Annotated in this window: 13 protein-coding genes and 1 pseudogene; 4 read left to right on the forward strand and 10 right to left on the reverse strand. The window is 55.6% G+C overall.

Annotated features, from left to right (window positions below; translation table 11 throughout):
* Positions 1-39: 39 nt before the first annotated feature.
* The 5 genes from KGFNPO_RS06995 to KGFNPO_RS07015 all read right to left on the reverse strand — a co-directional run bounded on the left by KGFNPO_RS06995 (position 40) and on the right by KGFNPO_RS07015 (position 4011).
* Positions 40-1176: a DegT/DnrJ/EryC1/StrS family aminotransferase gene (locus KGFNPO_RS06995; protein WP_472633891.1), complete on the reverse strand. Its 1137-nt coding sequence runs from the start codon at positions 1174-1176 to the stop codon at positions 40-42.
* Between the two features lie 172 nt (positions 1177-1348).
* Complete coding sequence (locus KGFNPO_RS07000) at positions 1349-1720, reverse strand: EamA family transporter (RefSeq protein ID WP_472633893.1); 372 nt, start codon at positions 1718-1720, stop codon at positions 1349-1351.
* Between the two features lie 10 nt (positions 1721-1730).
* Positions 1731-3386: a glycosyltransferase family 39 protein gene (locus KGFNPO_RS07005; RefSeq protein ID WP_472634410.1), complete on the reverse strand. Its 1656-nt coding sequence runs from the start codon at positions 3384-3386 to the stop codon at positions 1731-1733.
* Between the two features lie 14 nt (positions 3387-3400).
* A complete protein-coding gene (locus KGFNPO_RS07010; RefSeq protein WP_472633895.1) occupies positions 3401-3817 on the reverse strand; it encodes an Mth938-like domain-containing protein in 417 nt (138 codons plus the stop codon).
* A 41-nt stretch (positions 3818-3858) separates the two neighbouring features.
* Positions 3859-4011 carry a hypothetical protein gene (locus tag KGFNPO_RS07015; RefSeq protein ID WP_472633897.1) on the reverse strand — a complete coding sequence of 51 codons (153 nt, stop codon included), beginning with the start codon at positions 4009-4011 and terminating at the stop codon, positions 3859-3861.
* Positions 4012-4053: 42 nt separating this feature from the next.
* Between KGFNPO_RS07015 and KGFNPO_RS07020 the strand changes: the two genes are divergently transcribed.
* Together KGFNPO_RS07020 and KGFNPO_RS07025 are read left to right on the forward strand one after the other, a co-directional pair.
* A complete protein-coding gene (locus KGFNPO_RS07020; RefSeq protein WP_472633899.1) occupies positions 4054-5283 on the forward strand; it encodes a pyridoxal phosphate-dependent aminotransferase in 1230 nt (409 codons plus the stop codon).
* Between the two features lie 297 nt (positions 5284-5580).
* The gene (locus tag KGFNPO_RS07025; RefSeq protein WP_472633901.1) at positions 5581-6891 is read left to right on the forward strand and encodes a homoserine dehydrogenase; all 1311 of its coding nucleotides are present in this window, start codon (positions 5581-5583) and stop codon (positions 6889-6891) included.
* Between the two features lie 287 nt (positions 6892-7178).
* On the opposite strand, the gene KGFNPO_RS07030 is transcribed toward KGFNPO_RS07025, so the two are convergent.
* The 4 genes and pseudogenes from KGFNPO_RS07030 to KGFNPO_RS07045 all read right to left on the reverse strand — a co-directional run bounded on the left by KGFNPO_RS07030 (position 7179) and on the right by KGFNPO_RS07045 (position 12015).
* The gene (locus KGFNPO_RS07030) at positions 7179-8051 is read right to left on the reverse strand and encodes a 3-oxoadipate:acetyl-CoA acetyltransferase (protein WP_472633903.1); all 873 of its coding nucleotides are present in this window, start codon (positions 8049-8051) and stop codon (positions 7179-7181) included.
* A gap of 26 nt (positions 8052-8077) precedes the next feature.
* Entirely contained in the window at positions 8078-10906 is a 2829-nt protein-coding gene (locus KGFNPO_RS07035; protein WP_472633905.1) for an AMP-binding protein, read from the reverse strand.
* Between the two features lie 213 nt (positions 10907-11119).
* Positions 11120-11299, reverse strand: a pseudogene (locus KGFNPO_RS07040) (IS5/IS1182 family transposase); the annotation flags it as partial.
* A gap of 401 nt (positions 11300-11700) precedes the next feature.
* A complete protein-coding gene (locus tag KGFNPO_RS07045) occupies positions 11701-12015 on the reverse strand; it encodes a cupin domain-containing protein (RefSeq protein ID WP_472633907.1) in 315 nt (104 codons plus the stop codon).
* 103 nt (positions 12016-12118) lie between these two features.
* Between KGFNPO_RS07045 and KGFNPO_RS07050 the strand changes: the two genes are divergently transcribed.
* Complete coding sequence (locus tag KGFNPO_RS07050; protein ID WP_472633909.1) at positions 12119-13375, forward strand: MFS transporter; 1257 nt, start codon at positions 12119-12121, stop codon at positions 13373-13375.
* 70 nt (positions 13376-13445) lie between these two features.
* Positions 13446-13940, forward strand: a complete 495-nt coding sequence (rraA, locus tag KGFNPO_RS07055) for a ribonuclease E activity regulator RraA (RefSeq protein WP_472633911.1) — start codon at positions 13446-13448, stop codon at positions 13938-13940.
* A 95-nt stretch (positions 13941-14035) separates the two neighbouring features.
* On the opposite strand, the gene KGFNPO_RS07060 is transcribed toward rraA, so the two are convergent.
* Positions 14036-14647: an FMN-dependent NADH-azoreductase gene (locus tag KGFNPO_RS07060; protein WP_472633913.1), complete on the reverse strand. Its 612-nt coding sequence runs from the start codon at positions 14645-14647 to the stop codon at positions 14036-14038.
* Positions 14648-14672: the final 25 nt, after the last annotated feature.

Genomic DNA, 14672 nt, shown 5'->3' on the forward strand with positions numbered 1-14672 from the left:
GCCGTTTCCTTTGTGCCCTTTTGCGGCTGGTTATTATTTTTAGTGAATGAGTACGGATTTGACCGCTGCGACAGAGCGATCAACATCCGCTTCCGTTAGCGCGTAAAACATCGGCAACGATACAGTCTGGCGGCCGATCCGCTCTGCTACCGGGAACATGCCGGGGCCGAAGCCGCGTTCGCGGTAAAGCGTAAACAGATGGATCGGCGCGTAATGAAAGCCAATGCCGATATTGTGCAGCTTCATTTTTGCCATGAATTCGGCCCGGTTAACATGGTCGGGCAAGATGATCTGGAACAGGTGCCAGTTGGTATTGCTAAAGTCGGCCAGCGGCAATTGAGCGCCGGTTTTGGCTTCAAAATCGGGGCCGAAACTGGCGAAATACCGTTTCGCCAGCGTGTGGCGATGCGCGGTGATGGCATCCAACTGGGCAAACTGGCCCAGTCCAATGGCCGCCGCGATATCGGTCATATTGTATTTGCCGCCCAGCACATCGACATCGATGCCGTCCATGCCGCTGCGGGTGACGCCTTGCAATCGGTATTTTTCAGCCAACTGCGCTTCTTCGACATTGTTCAGCACCAGGCAGCCGCCTTCGGCGGTGGTGATGTTCTTGTTCGCCTGAAAACTGAACGACACCAAGTCGCCGAAGGAGCCAATCGGCTGACCTTTCCAGCGCGAACCGAGGGCTTGCGCGGCGTCTTCCACCACCCGTAAATTATATTTTTTGGCAATCGCGTACAAACGATCCATATCGACCGGCAAGCCGGACAGAAAGACCGGAATAATCGCTTTGGTACGAGGCGTGATGGCGGCTTCGAGTTTATCCAGATCGATGTTGCGGGTAATCGGATCGATATCGGCAAAGACCGGCGTGGCGCCGACTTCGATGATGACATTGGCGGTGGCGACCCAGGAAATCGGCGTCGTGATGACTTCGTCGCCAGGCCCTATACCGGCGACGCGCAGCGCGATTTCCATGGTGCAGGTGCCGGAGTTGAAAGTGCGCACCGGGCGGCCGCCAAAATAGGCCGACAGCGCGGCTTCGAACGCCTGGACTTTGGGTCCGCTAGTCAGCCAGCCGGAACGCAGCACGTCGCCGACCGCGGCAATCGTCGCTTCATCAATGCTGGGCCTGGAAAAAGGCAGGAAGGGCAGGGCAGTGTTATCGGTCATGTTGTCGGTATCTGAAAAGGGTGGCTCGCTCGTTTTACTTGGCTATTTACTTACCTACATTACGTGGAGGTAGGCTGGCGATATTAAAATACTACATTATGTATGATTTAGTGCCGCAATTAATATATGCGGAATACACGGTATTTTTTAGCATACTCCCATTATTTATCTATCAGCTGCGGGTCAGTAATATCACGCCGACGATGATGACGCCAATTGCCAGGATGCGCTGTGCCGATACCATTTCGCCCAGGAAATACCATGCACCGATGGCATTGATGATATAGCCCAGCGATAACAATGGATAGGCGATGGTGACATCCACCCGCGACAGGCCGATGATCCAGACCACCACCGAAATCACATAGCAGGTCAGTCCGGCAATGATGGGCAGTTGTGTGGCCAGCTTGATTGCGGTGGCAAACCAGTTTTCCGCCGTCAGGTGAATCGCGCCGACCGCATTGGTGCCCGCCTTGAGCAGCAGTTGCGCCACGGCGTTGAGGCAAATGCCGACGAAGATAAAACCGAAGGTAGGTAGATTCATAGTGGTAAGTTTATTTTTTTACGTCGCTTGCGATGACAATCCGGCGTCCATCCCGAGCGATGATGCGCATCGGCACCCCGCGCTTTTGCAGTTCGGCATAGGTCGTCGGTGAAGTAACGGCAATGGCTTTCGGGCCATTTGTCCATTGTTGGATAAATGCTGCGCGGGTGGGCAACCACAGCTGCGGCTGCTGCGCCAGCCCGAACTCCAGCTCGTCCGGATTTTCCACCATGACCATGGTGCGGCGCAGATAAAACAGCAGCGAATGGTCCAGTCGTCCGACCGTATACAGCGTCGTGGCAGGCGTACTTTCCGCGTTGATGGCAGCCACCAGCGGCCGCCCGGATGCGTAATTGCCGAACGGATCATGGCCGAGCATCAGTATTTGCCCACCGGCAAAGCCGCACATGGCCAGGATGGTTGCAGCCAATTCCCCACGTCCGCGCTGTGCCAGAAAGAATGCGCCGATGCCGCCGATCAGGGCCGCGATGGCAGCAGCAGTCACCCATGGCTGGTAAGCCAGATACAACGGGATTTCAAGCGGCGCATCCGACATTTTTCCAATGCGCTGCACAAAAAACAGGCCGGCCGCACCAATGCTTGCCATCAAACCGGCCGCCAGCATCCAGTGTCTGCGGCCGGCGGTATCCCAGTAAGCGGCAATCAGCAAAGCCAGTGCCGGAAAAATCGGCAGGATGTAGGACGGCAGTTTCGAGCCCGAAACACTGAAAAAGAAAAAGATGAAAGCGGCCCATATCAGCAGCAGTCGCTTCGGTTTGAAGGTTGTGCCTGCTGCAGTATGCCAACTACGGAATAAGCTTTGCAACAGAATTCCCAGCCATGGCACGATGCCGAGCAGCAGCAAGGGGATGAAGTAATACCAGCGGCCGGCGCGATGATGCACTTCACTGGTAAAACGCTGGAAGTGTTCATGGATGAAGAAAAACTGCGGAAACTCCGGATTCCGAATCGACACCAGTACAAACCAGGGCGTAGTAATGGCGAAAAATAGCAGCAGTCCCTTGCCAATATGAATACGTTTCCATATCCCGAGGTCATTTGCCACCAGCGAATAAATTACCAGCGCCGCGCCAGGCAAAACCAGCCCGATCAAACCTTTCGAGAGTACCGCCAGCGCCATGCCGGCCCAGCAGGCCAGCATCCAGTTGCGCCGTTCGCGCTCGCCGGCGCTGTCGCGTTGCGCGATCAACAAGCCGCACAGCGCAAGTGTCATCATGCCGGACAAGCCCATATCCAGCGTATTGATATGCCCCAGCGCCGCCCACAAAAAGCTCGATCCCAGCACTAGCGCCGCCAAATAGCCGACGCGTGGATTGAAAACGCTGCGCCCGGCCTGATACGTCAGCAGGATGCCGAGGAAGCCGCACAAGCCGGTCCAGAAACGCGCCTGCCATTCGCCCATGCCGAACAGCGTGAAAGTCAGCGCGTTCATCCAGGTTTGCAGCGGTGGTTTTTCAAAGTATTTGATGCCGTTCAAGCGGGTGGTGATCCAGTCGCCGCTAGCCACCATCTCGCGCGCCATCTCGGCATAGCGGCCTTCGTCGGTGGGCACCAGCGTGCGCAAGTCCAGTGCATAAAACCAGCACAGGGTGAAAATAAAAAATAGCGCCCAGACGAAAGGCTGGGATTTGTACAAATCGCGCATGTCACTCATGTCATTCAGTCAGGTTGGGCTGGAATGGTATTGTTGGTGTTGGTTGCGGCAGGCTCGATGATCAGCGCCAGCGCGACTTTGCGACCTTCTGACATCAGGATGTTGTAGGTGCGACAGGCCGCCTGGTTATCCATGCATTCGACCCCGGTGCGGTGCGCGGTCAGCACCGCTGTCAGCTTCGGATGCACGAAGCGTTGCCGCTGGCCAGTGCCCAGGATCACCACATCGGGATTCTGGGCGTCGATCTGCATGAAATGTTCGGCGGTAAGTGCCTCAAAACAATCGACCGGCCATGCAACCGGGGCGATTTCCGGCATCACTAACAGACTGTGCGTAAAGTACTTGGCGTTGATTTCTATGCCAGCGTCGTCGTACGCGGTGACGGTCTGGTATTGTTGCGTGGAAGTAATTTGGAGCTTCATGGTGTGATTGTCAGGTCAGTCAAATCAATGAGGACAGTGCGTCAGAGCAGGATATTTGTGCGCTTTGCAGGCGATGGGAGCGCAACAAAGTTGGCATTGTAGCTTTTTTCTTTACCAATCTCGGCTGCAATGGGTGTTTTTGATTGATAAAACACGATCCATTCGGCAGAATAGGCTTTTCGGCGCTGCAACAAAATGCGCCCTATCGTGTATCAAAACAACAAGGAAGTGTAGCTGTGCGACCGATTCAGAAATCGAAAAAATTAGCAGACGTCTGTTATGACATCCGCGGGCCCGTGCTGGAAAAAGCGCGCCAGATGGAAGACGAAGGCCACCGGATCATCAAGCTCAATATCGGCAATCTGGCCGTATTCGGCTTCGACCCGCCGGACGAGATCGTCCAGGACATGATTCGCAATCTGCATCAAGCCGCCGGCTATACCGACTCCAAAGGCATGTTTGCACCGCGCAAATCGATCATGCATTACACCCAGGAGAAAGAAATCGCCGGCGTCGCCATCGATGACATCTATCTCGGCAACGGTGCCTCCGAACTGATCGTGATGAGCATGAACGCCTTGCTCGATAGCGGCGACGAAGTGCTGGTGCCAGCGCCCGATTACCCGCTCTGGACTGCCGCGGTGAGCCTGTCCGGCGGCCGGCCGGTGCATTATATTTGCGATGAAGCTTCCGGTTGGCTGCCCGACATCGAAGACATCAAGAAAAAAATTACGCCGCACACCAAGGCGATTGTCGTCATCAATCCGAATAATCCGACCGGAGCGCTGTATCCGGTTGAAATATTGCAACAGCTGGTCGAAGTTGCTCGGCAGAATCAATTGATCGTGTTCGCTGACGAAATTTACGACAAGACCTTGTACGACGGCGAAACCCATATTTCCATTGCCTCGCTGGCCGACGATGTCTTGTTCATCACTTTCAACGGCTTGTCGAAAAATTATCGCTCCTGCGGCTACCGTGCCGGCTGGATGGCGGTGTCGGGCGAGAAGCGTCATGCCAGGGATTACATCGTAGGCCTGGACATGCTGGCTTCGATGCGACTGTGCTCGAATACGCCGGGCCAGTTTGCGATTCAGACCGCGCTGGGTGGTTATCAGAGCATCAACGATTTGGTCGCGCCCAATGGGCGTTTGACCAAACAGCGCGATCTGGCGCACCGTTTGTTGACTGACATTCCCGGCGTCACCTGCGTCAAGCCCAAGGCAGCGTTATATATGTTCCCGCGACTGGACCCGAAGATGTATCCGATTGCCGATGATCAAAACTTCGCCCAGGAATTGCTGGTCGAAGAGAAAGTCCTGATCGTGCAGGGCACCGGCTTCAATTGGATCGCGCCGGACCATTTCCGGGTTGTGTTCCTGCCCAATGCAGATGATCTGACCGATGCAATGGGCCGGATCGCCCGTTTTCTCGACGGTTATCGCAAGCGGCACGTTACGGCATAATCCCGTCAGTAATGCAGGCCTGCGTGCCTGCATTACTGACAAACTGACGTTACGCACGTTGCATGCAAGACAAGAAAAGCATTGTCCACGAAAGACACGAAAAGCACGAAAGAATGCACAACTACTCCTTTCGACTGCGGCAGAGAAGTTTTTTTCGTGTCTTTCGTGTCTTTCGTGCTTTTCGTGGACTGAATTTTTTGTGCATAACATCAGTGACAAAGTCTTAATACACAGCGGGCCAATCTAGATAATCTCGATTTTTTCTCCGCTTTTAGTCACACAATCACCAGTGAAATTATGAAACCAATCAAAGTAGGTTTATTGGGCATCGGCACCGTGGGTGCCGGCACATTCAACGTCTTGAAGCGCAACCAGGAAGAGATCATGCGCCGCGCCGGTCGCGCCATCGAGATCACGATGGTGGCTGACCTGAACACCGAACGCGCCAAAGAACTGACCGGCGGCGCATGTGAAGTGGTGAACGACGCCAACCTGGTCATCAATAACCCGGACATCGATATCGTCATCGAATTGATCGGCGGCTGCGGCATCGCCAAAGATTTGGTGTTGAAGGCAATTGCCAACGGCAAGCATGTGGTGACTGCCAACAAAGCCTTGCTGGCGCTGCATGGCGATGCAATTTTCCAGGCCGCGCAAGAGAAGGGCGTGATGGTCGCCTTCGAGGCTGCAGTGGCCGGCGGCATTCCGATTATCAAAGCGTTGCGCGAAGGCTTGACCGCCAACCGGATCGAATGGCTGGCCGGCATCATCAACGGCACCACCAACTTCATCCTGTCGGAGATGCGCGACAAAGGGCTGGACTTCGATGTGGCGCTGAAAGACGCACAGCGGCTGGGCTATGCGGAAGCCGATCCGACCTTCGATATCGAAGGCGTGGACGCGGCCCACAAGGTCACGCTGATGGCGTCGATTGCATTCGGCATCCCAGTCCAGTTCACCAAAGCGCATGTCGAAGGCATCACCACACTGCAAGGTATCGATATCCAGTACGCCGAACAACTCGGCTACCGCATCAAGTTGCTGGGGATTGCCAAGCGCATGCCGAACGGGATCGAATTGCGCGTGCACCCGACCCTGATCCCGGCCAAGTGCCTGATCGCCAACGTCGAAGGTGCGATGAACGCGGTAATGGTGCAGGGCGACGCGGTTGGCCCAACGCTGTATTACGGCAAGGGCGCCGGCGCCGAGCCGACTGCTTCTGCGGTGATTGCCGATCTGGTCGATATCACCCGTCTGGCTACTGCCGACCCTGGGCATCGGGTGCCGCATCTGGCGTTCCAGCCGGATGCGGTACACAACACGCCGATCCTGCCGGTGAGCGAAATCACGACTTCGTATTATTTGCGCATCCACGTCGCCGATGAAGCCGGCGTGCTGGCCAGCGTCACCAGCATCCTGGCACACTCCAGAATTTCTGTGGAAGCGATGCTGCAGAAGGAACCGGAGGAAGGCACAACGGAGACTGACATCATCATCCTGACGCACCAGACGCAAGAGAAGTATATCGACGCCGTCATCGCCAGCATCGAAGCCTTGTCGACAGTGCGCGGCAAAGTGGTCAGAATCCGTTCGGAAGAGTTGGCGTAATTATACTGGCAGTGGTATGTGTTAAAGCATACCATTTCCCGCATTGTTTTACTGCGGTAATAAAAATACCCCCGTTTTTTATCCAATGCAGAGCGTGGGAGCGTTTTTTCAACCTGCTGGCGCCATTGGCCGAAAGTCATGCCCCAGAGTCATGCCCATATCCCGCTCGGAAGCGTCGATGTGTTGCCGAGCGAAATCCTGACCGGAACCGCCGAAAACATCATCAGAATCTCCATGCTTCGGCTGGTGCTTGATAATTTCAGGCGAAATTATTGCAAGACAGCCTCTCAATTTAACGTCATGTTATGGGCTGGGATTGGTATTGCATCTGCAGCTTGCCGCAGGTTGAGAATTTTCCTTGCTTCGATCGGTGATGCCGGCCGCCTATTGTATTTGCTGCAGTCATCAATGATTTTTTTGACCAGTTCCGCATTGCTTGCGGCCAGCCGGGTCCGGTCAAAGCGCGTATTGTCTTCGAGCCCGGTGCGGCAATGGCCTCCTTCCTGCAAGCACCACTGGTTCACCTCCCATTGATGCCGTCCTATTCCAGCCGCGACCCAGGTCGCTTCAGGCAGCAGCGTCGCGAGTTCGGCCCGCAGGAAATCGAAAATCGAGCGGCGTGCCGGCATCGCATTCTCGATTCCCATGACGAACTGGACATGGGGCGCCGCTGACAGCAATCCTTTCCTGACGAGGTTTACAGCGTTATAAAGCATGGCAAGATCAAAGACTTCAACTTCCGCCTTGACTGCATTATCCAGCATCGTTTGCGCCAGGTTTTCGACAAAATCCGGCGGATTTTCGTATATGTTAGTCGGAAAATTAACGGACCCCGTGGCCAGCGAAGCCATGTCCGGCTTGAGAAAAAGCATCGCACCGCGCTCCGCTTGATCGCGCCCGCGCCCGCCGGTTGAAAATTGTATGATCATTCCCGGACAGTATTTTTGTACGCCCTCCTGTACCTGGGCAAACAGCGCGGGGTCCGAACCCGGCGATTCGTCGGGATTGCGCACGTGAATATGCACCAGCGACGCCCCAGCTTCATAGCACTCTTGCGTTGATTCGATTTGTTCGGATGGCGTCACCGGGACCGCAGGATTGTCCTTCTTGCGTGGTACCGAACCGGTGATCGCGACCGTGATGATGACTGGCGTTTCCATGTGAGTTCCCCTTTTATCGAATATCGCTATCCCAGCAATTCTTTCGACATCTGTTGATCCGAGGATGGCAGCAGCTCGATCCGGCGATCAGATCGCGACTCTGCTGCCTGCAGTGCTTCGAAAAGACTTGCGCAGAGCAACTCTAGTCGCGGAAATTCCATCATCGTAAAGTGGGTGCCGCCGATATGCACCATCGTGAGCGACTTGCATAGATCGCCCCAACCATAATCAGCCGGCATGTCCGGCAAACATTCATCCGATAGAAATAGCGTCGCCGGCACGTCACACCGCGTCGGACGCCACTTCTCTAGCGCATCCAGCCGTAGTTTCTCGATGAGGTGTTTATGGTAATTAAAGGCGAGTGTCGTTGGCCGCGACATGACTAGCTGAGTTATGGCGCGCAACGGCGTGAACCAGCGTCTGCGCATGAGCATTGCCAGGGTCGACCGCACCAAGGCGCCCGGCATCCGGCTCGGCTCGGCAAGCAGCGCCCTATAGCGTTGACTCGATGATCGCACCATGTCTCTGCGACGGCTGTCTAACAAACCGAGAAAACTGACACGCCGCCCGGACGCCATCAGGCGACGTGCCGTCTCATGGGCGATGAATCCGCCAAATGAGTGGCCAACGAAGCAATAGAATTCACAAGCAGGCTCGGCGCAAATTTGCGTATAGGTCGCATTGACAATAGCCTCGAAGCTGGCGCCGTCTTTCATCGTTTGACGCCAATCCGGATAGTCGATCATCTTGAAACGTACGCTCTTGCCGAAGGTGGCCCGGAACTGTACGAGCAAGGGCTCGTCACCCCCGATTCCAGGCATCAGAAAGACCACGGGCGCTTCATCAGTATCCGCAACTTCCACACGACGGCCAGCGAGTAGGTCGAGATGACGCGCAATGGCTGTGATCAGACTGCTCGGCGTCGCGCTGCTACCGAGAGAATCCATGGATATTTTCTGACCGAGCTTCTGTTCGATATGGAACCACAGATCCATCGCCTTGAGCGAGTCGCCTCCGGTATGATCCCAGCGCTGGTTTGCCTGAAATGACCGGGCACCCAGCACAGTCGTCCAGCCATGCTTCACGGCATCTCGGATGTGGGCATCTACGTAAAGGCCGTGCTCCTCTTTTACATCCGTATCAGCCATGTTTTCATCACCGGATTGCAACGTCGGGGTTCGCAGCGCCAACCCGATCCGGTCGAGCCTTGCCAGTGCGCCAATGTCGGGCTTGAAACCGGGCAACTGCGGGATCGCGTCGAGCAGGCGAATATCCTCCGGATGCATGTGTCGCGGTACGCGCGCTGCCAGCACGTTTTTGAGTGCCTCGGCGAGTCCGACATCGGCCGATGCGCTCGGCACGACATACGCCACCAGTGCAACGATCTCTTCGCCGCTGCGGCGCGCAATCACCGCTGCATCGCTGACATCGGCACAACTGCGCAACGCCGCCTCGACCTCGCCCGGATCAATGCGCTGGCCCCTAATTTTGATCTGGCGATCCTTGCGCCCAATCAATTCCCATAATCCGTCCGCGCGCAGTTTGATCATATCGCCGGTACGCAGAATGCGCATCGACGGATCGTTCGGGTCGCACAGGAACGAACCCGGTTGCAAACCGCCGTCCTGCCATTGGCCACTGGCGAGATAGCGGCTGCGCACGATAAGTTCTCCAGCCTCTCCGGGCACCACCGGCATGCCGTCTTCGTCCGCCACCATGAAACTGATGCCGGGCCGCGCATATCCTACCGGCACGCGAAGGCCGTCAGCTTGCCAGTCTGGCGGCACGAACCATTGAAAAGCTGCCGGCATTTCCGTCGAACTGAAGCTGACGAAAAAGTGACAGGAGGCAGGAACGATACTGCGGTACAGTGCAAAATCGCTTTCGAGCGTGATATCGCCCCCGACGCGCATGATCCTCATGTACGCAAACGATTCGTTGGCGCCTGGCGCACGCAACAACGTGCGCAGTAGCGCCGGAACCGTATAGCAAATAGTGATGCGTCCTTCCAGCAACGTTTTCAGCACGTCACGCACGCCACGCTCGTGAGGATCGGTAGCATAAAGCGTGGCCCCGTTAAGCAGCGCCGCAAACGTTTCTCGGACGCCGGCGATGGTGCCGGGCGAACTCAAGAGAATGATCCGGTCGCCAGCATGCACATGGCAGGAATTGGTGGACTCGGCCACGCGCTGCAAAATTGCGCGCTGGCTATTGCAAATGCCCTTGGGTTTGCCAGTGCTGCCAGAGGTATATAGGATGACGGCAGGAGCGTCCACCGACACGGCTGGCGCCACAACCGGCATCGCCGGTTCGTCATTGGTCGTCAATGCAGCGCCGATGTCGATCTGCAGCAAGGCAGCAGGAACGATCCGTGCAGTATCCGCATTTGCGTCCAGAATCACCGCAGCGGCGCCCGCCTCGCGCAGGACATCATGGATACGAGCAACAGGATATTTCAAATCGATCGGCACATAGGGCCGTCCTGCCGCCAGACAAGCCAGCGCGGCAAGCGAAAAAAACGCGTTGTGCGGCAGCAGAATGCCTACCGGGCGACCGGGCGGCACCAGGGCCGCGACATGCTGTGCGAGATAATGTACCGCGCGAAGCAATGCACGATAGGTCAGCCGCGTCGTGCCGTCATCGACAGCTATCCGATCGGCATGGCGCAGTGCGATCTGTTCGAAGCGCTCAATGATGGTGCGTTCGATCCAGGTATCTTCGAAGCGGTCGAAAATGATATCAACCGGGCCGGCGAAATCAAGCGGTATCGCGTCGCTGGCGCTGGACCATGGCCCCAACGCAGGCGCTCCGCAAAAAGCTTTCAGCTTCTCAGAATTTTTCAGCATAGCTGCCATATGAATTCCAATCTGCAAAAAAAATTGCATTATTGGTCAAACAAAGTGTTAGAACTACGCTGAACCAGCCACTTTTTTAAAAAGTCCAATTCGCGAAATATGCGTAATTATGCGTAATGCCGGAAAAGACAATTTCAACGCGTTTACTCTTGCTATTTCGGGGCTATTTTTTGGGCTTTTGGGCCGCCATTTGCCCACTATGGGCGCACCTGTGCCAATCGGCAGGCGACCATTTCCTCGCTTCGGGTAGTGCGGCCCGAGCACTGCACACTGTCTTACCCATGGCACGATGCGGTTCATTGTGTCCGGAAATTCAGCGCATCGTGTCGGTCTGCGGTGTTGTTCAAACCCCGCTCCTTGATCCGCCGCCATTGCCAGAGTCTGCTGTTTCATTCCCGCCTGCCGTATTTGTTTTCTATAACTTTTATAACGTATGCACTGTGGAATTGGTGGACTTAATCAGCTTTGCCTTAAACCCTTTTTTCAAGCTTTGATACGACTATGAACAGTTCAACAGACACCAATTTGTCAAAGCGCAATGAACATACAGAATCGTTGATAAAAAACTAAAAGTTGTCTTGCAATAGTCGTTGTGTAGAAATCAAGTTTTTAGATTTTTAGCATAACAAATGAACCAAAGCGACTTGAAGTCAGACGAGATGTCGAAATCCTGCCTGGGGCCACCGAAAACATCATCAGAATCTCCATCTTTCGGCTGGTGCTTGATAATTTCAGGTGAAATTATTGCAAGATAGCTTCTCCGTTCGCGCAGCAAGGCCGGGACTGCCAGCGCTTCACAATCGGCGTCCTTGAATGGGCGGGATCGGGATCGACGTAGAGTTGCGCAAGCGCACTTTCTCCAGCACCTGAATACCGTGCAACTTGCCAGGCGGAATCCAGATGGCCCGAAACGGCGGCACAATCCAGGTACTGTTGCCGACCGTGACCCGAATCACTCCTTCGATTGCATGCGTGACCTGACCCCGGGCGTGGCTATGCGGGATCAGCGATTCCGAGGTATTCTGGCGGGCTACCATGCGCAACGGGTACATCGTCGGCGTGGTGGTCGGCAATGGCGGTAGGGTGTGGTTCAGGATTTGTGGAATCATCGGCCGTTCTTTGTCATTAATTCGATAAAATCATGTCAATTTATCTGAAAATAGACTGGCTTTTTTTGTATGCACTAAGCAATTATTTAGCTGTGAGAGTGCCATGAATCAAGAACAGACTTTGCGACAAGATGCCCGGGTGATCGGCCTGGTCGGCACCGCCCATGCGGTGTCGCACTTTTCCCATTTATTGCTGGCTTCGCTGTTTCCCTGGCTGAAAGTGGCTTTCGATCTATCGTATGCGGAGCTGGGTTTTTTGATGACGGTGTTTTTCATCGTCTCCGGCGTTGGGCAGGCGCTGGCGGGTTTTGTGGTCGACAAGGTCGGCGCCCGCACGGTGCTGTTTGCCGGGATTGGCTGCATGGGTGGTGCCGCGCTGGTGATGTCGATAGCACCGAATTATGCGATTTTGCTGGCGGGTTCGATGCTGGCCGGGCTGGGCAATTGCGTATTCCATCCGGCTGACTTGACCATCCTCAATCAGCGGGTTTCGACGTCGCGCCTGGGACATGCTTTTTCGGTACATGGCATTTCCGGCAATCTCGGCTGGGCCGCAGCGCCGGTCTTCATGATCGCCATCGCCGGCATGAGCGGCTGGCGCATGGCCCTGCTTTTCGCTGCACTTGTTACTTTCGCGGTGCTGGCGCTGTTATGGATCAATCGGGCGGTGCTGGCGACACCGGTTGCAGTTGCTACATCTGCGGCATCTACCCAAGCGGCCCAAGCCCATCACGCAGATGCTAAAGAGGAAGAGGGTTCTCTTTTAGATTTTATGCGCGGGCCTTCGGTCTGGTTGTGTTTCGGATTTTTCTTCATGACTGCGATGGCCTTGAGCGGCATCCAGGGTTTTTCTTCTTCCAGCTTGCGTGCCTTGTATGGAATGTCGTTGCCGTTGGCGACGACCGCGTTCACCGCGTATATGCTGGCCTCGGCAGCGGGCATGTTGTGGGGCGGGTTTCTGACTACCAAAACCACGCACCATGACCGCACCATCGCGCTGGCATTTACCGCTGCCGGCGCGATGGCCTTGATTATTGCGCTCGGTGTGGTGCCGGCATGGATGGCCGTGGTGCTGATGGGGGCAGTGGGCTTTGGTGCCGGAATTGCCGGACCGTCGCGCGATTTGCTGATCCGTGCTTCTGCACCGAAGAATGCCACCGGACGCGTATATGGCGTCGTGTATTCCGGGCTGGATGCGGGTTCATCGGTGGCGCCGCTGCTATTTGGCGCACTGATGGACGCCGACCATCCGGCCTGGGTTTTCATCAGTATTGGCTTGTTTCAGATACTGTCGATTGTCACGGCCATCAGTGTCGGCAGCGATACCAGTAAACGCAGCACCAAGGTACAGACGGCGTAGTTTTCTGGTGCAATTCTGTAGCGCTGTAATGCTGCAACCCCATATTTTATAAACCTTGCTGGAGAATCGAATGACTTTTGCCACCTGCGATATGTGTGACGCGCACGAAGACCAACTCGCCAGCGGCGCGCTGGCGGTGTTGCCGCCGGTGTTCAAGGCTTACGGCCAGAATCTGATTTTTTCCGGCCCTGCCTATACGTTGAAAGTGTTTGAAGACAACGCGCTGGTGCGTACCGCGCTGGAGCAGCCGGGCAACGGCCAAGTGCTGGTAATCGACGGCGGCGGCAGTCTGCGCTGCGCGCTGGTCGGCGGCAATCTGGCCATGCTGGCAGTGAATAACGGCTGGAGTGGCATCGTCGTCAACGGCTGCATTCGCGATTCAGTCGAGATCAATGCCTGCGCCATCGGTGTGCGCGCGCTGGCAACGCATCCGCAAAAAAGCATCAAGAAAGGCGTGGGAGAAATACAGTTGCGCGTCATGATCAATGGCGTCGCAGTGCGGCCCGGCAACTGGATTTATGCCGATCAAGACGGCGTGCTGGTGGCGCAGGAAAAGCTGGTTTGATGTAGTAGCACAATGTGCTGAACATAAAAAATGTCGCGCCGCTCAATACAAAAGGGGTGCGACATTTTTACATTCAGGTCAGCCAAACAGAGGCGTCAGGCACATTCTTTGGTCTGATTCAGTGCCTTGTCCAAAGCCAGTGCGCGTGCATCCGGGCCCATCGCGATACCTTCGGCGCGGATCACCGCGATGTCGGTAATGCCGAAGAAGCCCAGCACGGCGCGCAGGAATGCTTCCTGATGATCCATTGCACCTTCATAAGCGGTGCCGGCATACATGCCGCCGCGCGACGATACGATCACGACTTTCTTGCCGCCGGCCAATCCTTCCGGGCCTTGTGCGGTGTAGCGGAAAGTACGGCCTGCTTGCGCAATGCGATCTATCCATGCCTTGAGCTGGGTCGGCACCGAGAAGTTGTACATCGGCGCGCCGATCACCACCACGTCGGCTGCCAGAAATTCTGTCAGCATGGTTTCCGTCAATGCCAATTCTGCGTGCAAACTCTCCGGCGCAACATAACCTTCTTGCGGACGCAATGCCGCCAGCAACTCGCCACCCAAGTGCGCTGGCGGTGTTGCGGCCAGGTCGCGGTAAGTGACGGTTGCATTCGGATTGGTTTCTTGCAGTTGATAGACGGTAGCGGCTGTCACTTCTCGTGAAACCGACATGGCACCGAGTGCGCTTGAATCAATATGCAGAATTTTCATACTGGAACTCCATTTAATAATTAAG

Source organism: Gelidimonas diazotrophica (genome assembly GCF_055694025.1).

Bases quoted from the DNA above. Each gene is read 5' to 3' on its own strand.
- KGFNPO_RS06995 (WP_472633891.1), bottom strand. From the start codon at position 1,176: ATGACCGATAACACTGCCCTGCCCTTCCTGCCTTTTTCCAGGCCCAGC.
- KGFNPO_RS07000 (WP_472633893.1), bottom strand. From the start codon at position 1,720: ATGAATCTACCTACCTTCGGTTTTATCTTCGTCGGCATTTGCCTCAAC.
- KGFNPO_RS07005 (WP_472634410.1), bottom strand. From the start codon at position 3,386: ATGCGCGATTTGTACAAATCCCAGCCTTTCGTCTGGGCGCTATTTTTT.
- KGFNPO_RS07010 (WP_472633895.1), bottom strand. From the start codon at position 3,817: ATGAAGCTCCAAATTACTTCCACGCAACAATACCAGACCGTCACCGCG.
- KGFNPO_RS07025 (WP_472633901.1), top strand. From the start codon at position 5,581: ATGAAACCAATCAAAGTAGGTTTATTGGGCATCGGCACCGTGGGTGCC.
- KGFNPO_RS07030 (WP_472633903.1), bottom strand. From the start codon at position 8,051: ATGGAAACGCCAGTCATCATCACGGTCGCGATCACCGGTTCGGTACCA.
- KGFNPO_RS07035 (WP_472633905.1), bottom strand. From the start codon at position 10,906: ATGGCAGCTATGCTGAAAAATTCTGAGAAGCTGAAAGCTTTTTGCGGA.
- KGFNPO_RS07045 (WP_472633907.1), bottom strand. From the start codon at position 12,015: ATGATTCCACAAATCCTGAACCACACCCTACCGCCATTGCCGACCACC.
- KGFNPO_RS07050 (WP_472633909.1), top strand. From the start codon at position 12,119: ATGAATCAAGAACAGACTTTGCGACAAGATGCCCGGGTGATCGGCCTG.
- rraA (WP_472633911.1), top strand. From the start codon at position 13,446: ATGACTTTTGCCACCTGCGATATGTGTGACGCGCACGAAGACCAACTC.
- KGFNPO_RS07060 (WP_472633913.1), bottom strand. From the start codon at position 14,647: ATGAAAATTCTGCATATTGATTCAAGCGCACTCGGTGCCATGTCGGTT.